Source organism: Amycolatopsis sp. NPDC051716 (assembly GCF_040681595.1).
Lineage (GTDB): Bacteria > Actinomycetota > Actinomycetes > Mycobacteriales > Pseudonocardiaceae > Amycolatopsis.
The window spans coordinates 80,872-92,191 of record NZ_JBFAZA010000024.1 but is presented as its reverse complement, the minus strand read 5'-3'; the positions used below and the strand labels follow the sequence as shown (position 1 = coordinate 92,191).

Sequence of the window (11,320 nt, the reverse complement as noted above, 5' to 3'; positions counted from 1 at the left end):
TGCACTTTATACTCTTGGTGGTGTGTTCGTACCACAAATACCCCACCCCCCCCACGTCGGTGGTCGGTCGCGGGTGGGGGCTCACGAGGCTGGGTCGGCGGCGCCGCCGTCCAGGGCCAGCGCGATGAGCCGGTCGGCGTCCATGTCGTCGATCGAGTCCACCGGCACGGCCGCGTCCCCGTCCTCGCCGTTCTGGTTCTTCTGGTCGGTGGGGTCGCCGCCCTCGGCGAGGCCGAGCAGCAGGTCGGCCAGTCCGGCCGAACGCAGCCGGGCCAGCGGGATCGACGCGAGCGCGGCGCGCAGCCGCGCTTCCTCGCCGTCTTCGGCGGTCTCTGGGCCGCCGAACAGCTCGGCGCCGAGGTATCCGGCGAGCGCTCCGGCGGACGGGTGGTCGAACACGAGGGTGCTGGGCAGCCGGAGCCCGGTCGCCGCGGCGAGCCGGTTGCGCAGCTCCATCGCGGTGACGGAGTCGAAGCCGAGGTCGCGCAGCGCGCGATCGACGGGTACCTCCGCCGCCGTGCGGTAGCCGAGCACGGCGGCGGCCGCCGAACGCACGAGGTCGAGCAGCGCCGGTGCCCGCTGTTCGGGCGCCAGGCCGGCGAGGCGGCCCGGCTCGTCCCGCCGCGCGGGCGGCGCGGCCTGCCGGGCCCGCTTGACCTCGGGCAGGTCGGCGACCAGCGAGTCGGCCGCATCCGCGGCGGCCCGGGCCCAGTCCACGTCGGCGACCAGCGCGAACTCCGCGCCGTCGGCCAGCACCCGGTGCAGCGCGGCGAGCGCCGTCGCCGGATCCATCGGCGAGGAACCGCCGCGGCGCAACGCTTCCTGCCGCGTGCTCTGCTCCGCGAGACCGCCGCCGCCCCACTGTCCCCAGGCGACGGAACAGGCCGCCAGTCCCAAGCCGCGGCGGTGCGCGGCCAGCGCGTCGAGGTAGGCGTTCGCCGCCGCGTAGTTCGCCTGCCCGGCGTTGCCGAGCGTGCCGGCGGCCGAAGAGAACAGGACGAACGCGGCCAGGCCGAGGTCCGCGGTCAGCTCGTGCAGGTTCCGGGCCGCGGCGACCTTCGGCCGCAGCACGTGCTCGAACCGGTCCGGGGTGAGCGAGTCGAGCACGCCGTCGTCGAGCACACCCGCCGTGTGGACGACCGCGGTGAGCGGGCCGGCGGCGGTGGTGTCGCGCACGAGTTCGGCGAGCTGCTCGCGGTCGGCCACGTCGCACGCCGCGATGGTGACCTCGGCGCCGAGGCCGGTCAGTTCGGCCCGGAGCGCCTCGGCCTCCGGGGCGCCGGGCCCGCGCCGGCTCACGAGGACCAGGTGCTCGGCACCGTTCTCGGCGGCCCACCGGGCGACCCGGGCACCGAGGGCGCCCGTGCCGCCGGTGATCAGCACCCGGCCGCCGGCCGCCCAGCCGGCATCCGGGCCGGTGGTCTTGCTCGCCGCGCGCGTCAGCCGCGGGACGAACGTGCCCGCGCTGCGCACGGCGACGGCCCGCTCGGTACCGCCGAGGGCCTCGGCGAACGCCTCGCGCGCCGGCTCGTCGAACGCCTCGGGCAGGTCGGCGATGCCGCCCCAGCGTTCGGGGTGCTCGATCCGCGCGACGCGCGCCAGCCCCCACACCTGGGCCTGCTCCGGGTGGCCGACGCGGTCGTCGTGGCCGGTCGCCACCGCGCCCGACGTCGTCAGCCACAGCGGGGCGTCGATGCCCGCGTCGCCCAACGCCTGGATCAGCGCCGCCGTGCCGCACAGCCCGAGCGACACCGATGAAAACGCGGGATGGGCGCGCTCGTCGTGCGCGAGCAGCGAGACGATGCCGTCCGGCGGCCCGTCCAGGTCGCCGAGCAGCTTCGCGAGGGACTCGCGGTCGACCTCGGTGACCGGCAGGACCGTCGGCTCGATTCCCTTGCCGCGCAGGGCCTCCCGCGTTCCCTCGAGGATCCGGTCCGGTACCTGGCCGCTGGTGACGACGAGCCAGTGCCCGGTGAGGACCGTGCCTCCAGCGGCGGCCGCCGGCCGCCAGCCGAGTTCGTAACGCCACGAGTCGACGATCGAGCTCTCCCGCCGCCGGCGCCGCCACGACGTCAGCGCGGGCAGCACCGCGCCCAGCTCGTCCTCGGGGACGGCCAGCTCACCGGCCAGCGAGGGCAGGTCCGCGCGCTCCACGGCGGCCCAGAATTCGGCGTCGACCGGGTCCACGACCGGCGCAGCCCGTTCCGGGACGTCGAGCCAGTAGCGGCGGCGGTCGAAGGCGTAGGTCGGCAGCTCCACCGGCCGCGGGTCGTGCGCGGCGAACACCGCGTCCCAATCCGGGCTGATACCCCGCACGTGCAACTCGGCCACCGAGGTCAGGAACCGGTCCAGGCCGCCCTGCTCGCGCCGCAGCGAGCCAACGGCCACCGACGGGCCGCTCCCGGCTTCTTCCAGGGTCTCCTGCACGGCCATCGTCAGCACCGGATGGGCGCTCACCTCGACGAACGCCGCGTGCCCGGCCTCGCCGAGCGCGCGGACCGCCGGTTCGAACCGCACGGTCTGCCGCAGGTTCGCGTACCAGTACCCGGCGGTCAGCTCCGTCGTGTCGAGCCAGTCGCCGGTCACCGTCGAGAAGAACGGCACGTTCCCCGGCCGCGGCCGGATCGGCGCGAGATCGGCGGCCAGCCGCTGCTCCACGGCCTCGACCTGCGCCGAATGCGACGCGTAGTCCACCGCGATCCGCTTCACCCGCACGCCGCCGGTCTCGCAGGCGGCCACCAGCTCGTCCAGCGCCGCGGGCTCGCCCGACACCACCACCGACGACGGACCGTTCACCGCCGCCACCGAGATCCGCGGGTCCCAGGGGGCAATCCGCTCTCGCGCCGCCGGCTCGGGCAGCGCGACCGACACCATGCCGCCCTTACCGGACAGCACCTCGCCGATCGCCCCGCTCCGCAACGCCACCACGCGCGCCGCGTCCGCCAACGATAAGCCGCCCGACACGCACGCCGCCGCGATCTCACCCTGCGAATGCCCCACCACGGCGTCCGGCTCGATCCCGTAAGACCGCCACAACGCCGCCAGCGACACCATCACCGCGAACGACACCGGCTGCACCACATCGACCCGCGCCAACATCTCCGCATCAGCGAGCACATCGAGAAGCGACCAATCGACAAATTCGGCGAGCGCCTCCGCACACTCCGCCATCCGCGCCGCGAACACCGGCGAAGACTCCACCAGCTCCAGCGCCATTCCGCCCCACTGCGCACCCTGGCCCGGGAACACGAAGACCGTCCGGCCGTCCACATCGGCCACACCGCGAACCGGATTTCCCATCCCGGAAACCAAATCCGACAGCTCCGAACCCACCACCGCGGCTCGATGCTCGAACATCGACCGGCCCGTCGCCAGCGAAAACCCCACATCGACCGGCCGCACCGACGATTCCGACACCTGCGACGCCAGCCGCGCCGCCTGCTCCTCCAACGACTCCGCCGACCGCGCCGACCACACCCACGGCACCACCACCGCCGGACCCTGCTCCGACACCGGCTCCACACCGTCCGGAGCTTCTTCCAAGATCACGTGCGCGTTCGTCCCGCTCACGCCGAACGACGACACCCCCGCCCGCCGCACGCGGCCGCCTCGCGACCACTCTCGCGAACCCGTCAGCAGCTCGACGTCACCGGCGCTCCAGTCCACATGCGACGAAGGCGCACCGACGTGCAACGTCCGCGGCAGGACCTCGTGCCGCAACGCCTGCACCATCTTGATGATCCCGGCCACCCCGGCAGCGGCCTGAGTGTGCCCGATGTTCGACTTCACCGACCCCAGCCACAGCGGCTGTTCCCGATCCTGGCCGTACGTGGCGAGCAGCGCCTGCGCCTCGATCGGATCACCCAGCGTCGTCCCCGTTCCATGCGCCTCGACGACGTCCACATCGGACGGTCCGACACCCGCATCAGCCAACGCGGCCCGGATCACCCGCTGCTGCGACGGACCGTTCGGCGCCGTCAACCCGTTCGACGCACCGTCCTGGTTCACCGCCGACCCGCGTACCACCGCCAGCACCGGATGCCCGTTCCGCCGCGCATCCGACAACCGCTCCACCAGCAACACCCCGACGCCTTCGCCCCAGCCGGTGCCGTCCGCGTCGTCCGAAAAGGACTTGCACCGGCCGTCGGCGGCCAGTCCCCGCTGCCTGCTGAACTCGACGAACAGCGAGGGGGTCGACATGATCGTCGCGCCCCCGACCAGCGCCAGCGTGCACTCGTCCCGGCGCAGCGCTTGTGCCGCGAGGTGCAGCGCCACCAACGACGACGAACAAGCCGTGTCGACGGTCATCGCGGGCCCTTCGAGCCCGAGCGTGTAGGCGACCCGGCCCGAAGCGACGCTGCCCGCGTTGCCCATGCCGAGGTGCGCGTCGAGCCCCTCGGGCATCGAGTCGAGCTGGGTGAAGTAGTCGTAGTACATGAGCCCGGCGAACACGCCGGTCCGGCTGCCCTTGAGAGAGCGCGGGTCGATCCCGGCCCGTTCGATGGCCTCCCACGAGGTTTCCAGCAGCAGCCGCTGCTGCGGGTCCATCGCGGTCGCTTCCCGCGGCGAGACGCCGAAGAACGCCGGGTCGAAGCCGCCCGGCTCGTCGAGGAAGCAGCCCGCCCGCGTGTAGGTCTTGCCGGAGGAGTCGGGGTCCGGGTCGTACAGCGATTCGACGTCCCACCCGCGGTTGCCCGGGAACTCGGCGACGGCGTCCCGCTCGTCGGCGACGAGCCGCCACAGCTCCTCCGGGGTGTGCACCCCGCCGGGGAAACGGCAGCTCATCCCGATGATCGCGATCGGGTCGTCGCCGGTGACCGCCGCCCGCCGAGGCGCGGCGGGCGCGTCGGCGCCGGTGAGTTCCCGGGTGAGGAACCCGGCGAGCACCGCGGTGTTCGGGTAGTCGAAGACCAGGGTCGCCGGCAGGGCCAGCCCCGTCGCGGCGCCGAGCCGGTTGCGGAGCTCCAGCGAGGTCAGCGAGTCGAAGCCGAGCTCCTTGAACGCCTTCTCCGTGTCCACCGCCTGCGTGCCGTCGTAGCCGAGCACGGCGGAGACCTGCTCCCGCACGATGTCGACCAGCACGGCCGTCCGGTCCTGAGTGGACAGTGCGGCGATCCGGGCGGCGAGCGAACCGGTCCGCTCGGCCGTGGGCCGCACCCGGCGGCGGCGCGCCGGCACGAGCCCGGCCAGCCGGGCGGGCACCGGGTCGAGCCGGCGCACCGCGGCGAGGTCGAGCTTCACCGGCACGAGCACCGGATCGCCGGAGGCGAGCGCGGCGTCGAACAGCGCGGTGCCCTCGGCCGTGGCGAGCGGAAGCACGCCGCCCCTCGCCAGCCGGGCCCGGTCGGCCGTGGTCATCGCGCCGGTCATGTCGCTCGCTTCGTCCCACAAGCCCCACGCGAGCGATTTCCCGGGCAGGCCGGCCGCGCGCCGGTCCTCGGCCAGCGCGTCGAGGAAGGCGTTGGCCGCCGCGTAGTGGGCCTGCCCCGCCGCGCCGAGGATCCCGGCCGCCGACGAGAACACCACGAACGCGCTCAGCGCCAAATCCTGGGTGAGGGTGTGGAGGTGCCAGGCGGCGTCGACCTTGGGCCGCAGCACCGCGTGGACCTGCTCGGGTGTCAGTGCGGTCAGCAGCGCGTCGTCGAGCACCCCCGCGGCGTGCACGACGGCCGAGAGCGGCCGGTCCGCCGGAACCCCGGCGAGCAGGTCCGCGAGCGCGCCGCGGTCCGTGAGGTCGCAGGCGACGAGCTCGACGGTGGCGCCGAGGTCGCGCAGCTCGGCCACCAGGTCCGCGGCCCCGGGCGCATCCGGCCCCCGGCGGCTGGTGAGCAGCAGGTGCCGCACCCCGCACGAGCGCACGAGGTGCCGGGCGAACACGGTGCCGAGCACGCCGGTGCCGCCGGTCACGAGCACGGTGCCGGCACCGAAGCCGGGCTCGGCCGCCGCCGCGGCCCGCCGTCCCAGCCTCGGCACGGTGACCGTCGTGCCGCGCAGCACGACCTGCGGTTCACCGAACCGGACGGCCGAGGACAGGCCAGCCGGCTCGTCGACGTCGATCAGCAGGAACCGGCCGGGGTTCTCCTCCTGCGCGGACCGCACGAGGCCGCACAGCGCGGCGTGCGCGAGGTCGGTCGTCCCGGGACCGGTGGCGTGGCTGGTCACGAACGCGAGCTTGCTGCCGGCGAACCGGTCTTCGGCGAGCCACGCGCGGGCGGTGCCGAGCGCGGCGAGAGTAGCGGCGTGCGCGGCCTCGGGCAGGTCGCCGGATTCGCCGCCGACGCAGGGAAGCACCACCAGCTCCGGTACCGCGGCACCCGCGTCGATCGCCGCTACCAGGTCCGGCAGGCCCGCGTACACCTCGGCGGACGGCCACACGCCGGCGGCCTCGGCGCCGAGCACCGCGACGCGCTCGACCGGGTCGGCCGGCGAGGTCACCGGCTGCCAGTCGATCCCGTAGAGCGCGTCCCTCGGCACGCCGCCGTCGTGGAGCTGCTCCTCGGCGACCTCGCGCAGCACGAGCGTCCCGACCGTGAGCACCGGCGATCCGCTCTCGTCGGTGGCGGACAGCGTGATCGTGTCGGTGCCGGTCTTGGTCAGCCGCACGCGCAGCCGGCCGGCGCCGGTGGCGTGGATCACGACGTCGGACCAGGTGAACGGCAATGCCGCCGTGGTCTCGTCGCGCAGCAGCGCGGCGGCGTGCAGGGCCGCGTCGAACAGGGCCGGGTGGAGGGCGAACGCGCCGGTGAGGTCCTCGGGCAGGTCGACCTCGGCGCAGACGTCGTCCCCGAGCCGCCAAGCGGCGCGCAGGCCTTGGAACGTCGGCCCGTAGGCGAAGCCGGCCTGGGCGGTCCGGTCGTAGAAGTCGTCGACCGCCACCGGCTCGGCGCCCGCGGGCGGCCACTCGGCGGGCTCCGGCACCGGTGTCCCGGTTCCGGCGGCCAGGGTTCCGGTGGCGTGCAGCAGCCACTCGCCGGTGTCCTCCCGGCAGGAGTGGACGGTGATCGAACGCCGGTTCTCCTCGGGAGCGCCGACCATGACCTGCAGGCGGACGGCTCCGTGGTCCGGCACGGTCAGCGGGGCGGTGAGGGTCAGCTCCGCGACGCGATCGCAGCCGACCTCGTCGCCCGCGCGCAGGGCCAGCTCGACCAGCGCCGTGCCCGGCAGCAGGGTCGTCCCGAGCACGGCGTGGTCCGCCAGCCACCGGTGCGACTGGAGCGAAAGCCGGCCCGTGAACAGCACGCCGTCGGAGTCGGCGAGCGTCGTCGCCGCGGCGAGCAGCGGGTGGCCGCCCGCCGCGAGACCGAGACCGGTCACGTCGCCCGCGCCGTCGGTGGCGTCGAGCCAGTAGCGGCGGCGGTGGAAGGCGTAGGTCGGCAGGTCCACCGGTCGCGGGTCGTGCGTGGCGAACACCGCGTCCCAATCCGGGCTGATCCCCCGCACATGCAGCTCGGCCACCGACGTCAGGAACCGCTCCAGGCCGCCCTCGCCACGCCGCAACGTGCCCACGGCCACCGACGCGCCGGTCCCGGCCTCTTCCAGGGTCTCCTGCACGGCCATCGTCAGCACCGGATGCGAACTCACCTCGACGAACGCCGCATATCCGGCCTCGCCGAGCGCGCGGACCGCCGGTTCGAACCGCACCGTCTCCCGCAGGTTCGCGAACCAGTACCCGGCGTCCAACCCAGCCGTGTCGAGCCAATCTCCGGTCACCGTCGAGAAGAACGGCACACTCCCGGACTGCGGCCGGATCGGCGCCAGATCGGCCGCCAACCGGCCCTTCAGCTCCTCGACCTGCCCCGAATGCGACGCATAATCCACCGCAATCCGCTTCACCCGCACGCCGTCGGCCTCACACGAGGCCATCAGCTCGTCCAGCGCGCCGGGTTCGCCCGACACCACCACCGACGACGGCCCGTTCACCACCGCAACCGAAATCCGCGAACCCCAAGACGCAATCCGCTCCCGAACCACCGCCTCGGACAGCGCGACCGAAACCATGCCGCCCTTGCCCGACAACACTTCGCCGATCGCCCGGCTGCGCAGCGCGACGACCCGGGCGGCGTCGGCAAGCGAGAGCGCCCCTGACACACACGCCGCAGCGATCTCACCCTGCGAATGGCCCACGACGGCATCCGGCTCGATCCCGTGCGCCCGCCAAAGCGCGGCCAGCGAAACCATCATGGCGAACGACGCGGGCTGCACCACATCGACGCGTTCCAGCATCTCCGCGTCAGCCAGCACGTCCAGAAGCGACCAGTCGACGAACTCGGCGAGCGCCTCGGCACACTCCGCCATCCGCGCCGCGAACACCTCGGAGCTGCCCAGCAGCTCCGAGGCCATCCCGACCCACTGCGCACCCTGACCAGGGAACACGAACACCGTCCGGCCGGTCACATCGGCCACACCACGAACCGGATTCCCCAGTCCCGAAACCAGATCGCCCAGCTCCGAACCCACCACCGCAGCCCGGTGCTCGAACATCGACCGGCCCGTCGCCAGCGAAAACCCGACATCCACCGGCCGCACCGAAGAGCCCGAAACCCGCGACACCAACCGCGCCGCCTGCTCCTCCAACGACTCCGCCGACCGCGCCGACAACACCCACGGCACCACCGCGCCGACAGCGTCCCCGGCGGGTGGCTCCGCACCAGCCGGAGCTTCTTCCACGATCACGTGGGCGTTCGTCCCGCTGACCCCGAACGACGACACCCCGGCCCGGCGCGGCCGTTCGTTCTCCGGCCACGGAACCGGCTCGGTCAGCAGCTCGACCTCGCCCGCACTCCAGTCCACATGCGACGACGGCTCGCCGGCGTGCAACGTCCGCGGCAACACCTGATGCCGCAACGCCTGCACCATCTTGATGATCCCGGCCACCCCGGCAGCGGCCTGGGTGTGCCCGATGTTCGACTTGATCGACCCGAGCCACAACGGCTGTTCCCGATCCTGGCCGTACGCGGCGAGCAACGCCTGCGCCTCGATCGGATCACCCAGCGTCGTACCCGTCCCATGCGCCTCGACCACGTCCACATCGGACGGACCAACGCCCGCATCGGCCAGGGCCGCCCGGATCACCCGCTGCTGCGACGGACCGTTCGGCGCGGTCAGGCCGCTGCTCGCGCCGTCCTGGTTGAGCGCGGTGCCCCGCACGACGGCCAGCACCGGGTGGCCGTGGGCGCGGGCGTCCGAAAGCCGCTCCACCAGCAACATCCCGACGCCTTCGCCCCAGCCGGTGCCGTCCGCGTCGTCCGAAAAGGACTTGCAGCGGCCGTCGGCGGCCAATCCCCGCTGCCTGCTGAACTCGATGAACGTGCCCGGCGTCGGCATCATCGTGACCCCGCCGACCAGCGACAGCTCGCACTCGCCCTTGCGCAGCGCCTGCACGGCCCAGTGCAGCGCCACCAGCGACGACGAGCACGCGGTGTCGACCGTGACGGCCGGCCCCTCGAGCCCCAGCGTGTAGGCGACCCGGCCCGAGGCGATGCTCGCGGCACTGCCGTTCCCGAGGTAGCCTTCGAGCCCTTCCGGCGTGGTCCGCAGCCGGGCGCCGTAGTCGTGGTACATGACGCCGGCGAACACCCCGGTCCGGCTGCCCGCGAGCGAGCGCGGGTCGATCCCGGCCCGCTCGATCGCCTCCCAGGCCGTCTCCAGCAGCAGCCGTTGCTGCGGGTCGGTCGCCAGGGCCTCCCGCGGGCTCATCCCGAAGAACTCGGCGTCGAAGTCCGCGACATCGCGGAGAAAGCCGCCCTCGCGCGAGTAGGACGTGCCGGGGTGGTCCGGGTCCGGGTGGAAGAGGGCGCCGAGGTCCCAGCCGCGGTCTTCGGGGAAACCGCCGATCGCGTCGGCGCCGTCGGCGACGAGCCGCCACAGGTCCTCCGGCGAGCCGACCCCGCCCGGGTAGCGGCAGCTCATCCCCACGATGGCGATGGGCTCGTGCGCACGCTCCTCGTGCTCCCGCAGCCGCGCGCGGGTGCGCGCCAGGTCCGAGGTCACCTTTTTCAGGTAGTCACGAAGCTTCTGCTCGCTCACTGGTCGGATTCACCCTTCCTTGCGGGAGCCGGCACAGCTCGCCCGTCCCATGCTCAAGAGATCCCGAGCTCGTTGTCGATGAACTCGAAGATCTCGTCGTCCGAGGCAGTGTCGATCTTTTCGGTGACCTGCGCGTCGGTGTCCTCGCCGGCGGCCTCGCCCAGCTTGGACAGCAGGTCCTGCAGCCGCCGCGCCACGGCCGCGCGCGCGGTCTCGTCGGCGGCGACCGCCGGCAGCAGCGACTCGACCCGGCCCAGTTCTTCGGCCAGTGACGGAACCGCCGCGGTGTCCCGCTCGCCGCCGAGCTCGTCGCCGAGGTGCTTGGCGAGCGGCTTCGGCGACGGGTAGTCGAACAGCAGCGTCGCGGGCAGCCGCAGTCCCGTCAGCGCGCCCAGCCGGTTGCGCAGTTCGACGGCCGTGAGCGAGTCGAAGCCCAGCGCGAGGAACCCGCGGCCGGCCTCGATCGCCTTGGCGTCCGCGTGGCCCAGCACCGCGGCCGCTTCCGCGCAGACCAGGTCGAGCAGCCGCTGTTCCCGCTCGGCTCCGGGCAGCCCGGCGAGCTCGTGGCGGACCGGCACCGGTTCGGTGCGCGCCGGTCGCGCGGCGCCGCGCACCAGGCCGCGCAGCAGCGGCGGCACCGCCTCGCCGCGCTGCCCGGCGAGGTCGAGCCTCGCCGGCACGAGGGTCGGGTACTCGGTGCGCACGGCGAGGTCGAACAGCGCCAAGCCGTCCTCCGTGGACATCGGGACGAGCCCGCCGCGCGCCATCCTCGACCGGTCGGTGCCCGCGAGCTTCCCGGTCATCTCGCTGCGCTCGTCCCACAGGCCCCACGCCAGCGACACCGCGGGCAGCCCGAGCGTCCGGCGGTGGGCGGCGAGCGCGTCGAGGAAAGCGTTGCCCGCGGCGTAGTTCGCCTGGCCGGCGCTGCCCGAGGTACCCGCGATCGAGGAGAACAGCACGAACGCGACCCGCTCGTCGGCGCCGGCCAGCTCGTGGAGGTTCAGCGCCGCGTCAACCTTCGACCGCAACACCGTGTCGAAGCGTTGCGGCGTCAGGGAAGTCACCACACCGTCGTCTAGGGTGCCCGCGGCGTGGACGACGGCACCGAGCGGGTGCTCCGATGGCACCTCGGCCAGCAACGTCGCCAGCGCCGCCCGATCGGCGACGTCGCACGCGGCGAGCCGGACCTCGGCGCCGAGCCCGGTTAGCTCGGCGACCAGCTGCTCGGCGCCCGGTGCGCCGGTGCCGCGCCGGCTGACCAGCAGCAGGTGCCGCACTCCGCGTCCGGTGACGA

Annotated in this window: 2 protein-coding genes (1 of these 2 cut by a window edge); both read right to left on the bottom strand. The window is 73.7% G+C overall.

Annotation, left to right across the window (positions count from 1 at the left end; translation table 11 throughout):
• Positions 1–81 precede the first annotated feature (81 nt).
• Positions 82–10,026, bottom strand: a complete 9,945-nt coding sequence (locus AB0M30_RS29865; RefSeq protein ID WP_364590235.1) for a type I polyketide synthase — start codon at positions 10,024–10,026, stop codon at positions 82–84.
• 53 nt (positions 10,027–10,079) lie between these two features.
• Positions 10,080–11,320: the end of a type I polyketide synthase gene (locus AB0M30_RS29860; protein ID WP_364590232.1), read on the bottom strand. It continues 8,677 nt past the right edge of the window; the window shows 1,241 of its 9,918 coding nt (coding positions 8,678–9,918); its start codon lies beyond the right edge, outside the window — the gene reads right to left on this strand; it ends in the stop codon at positions 10,080–10,082.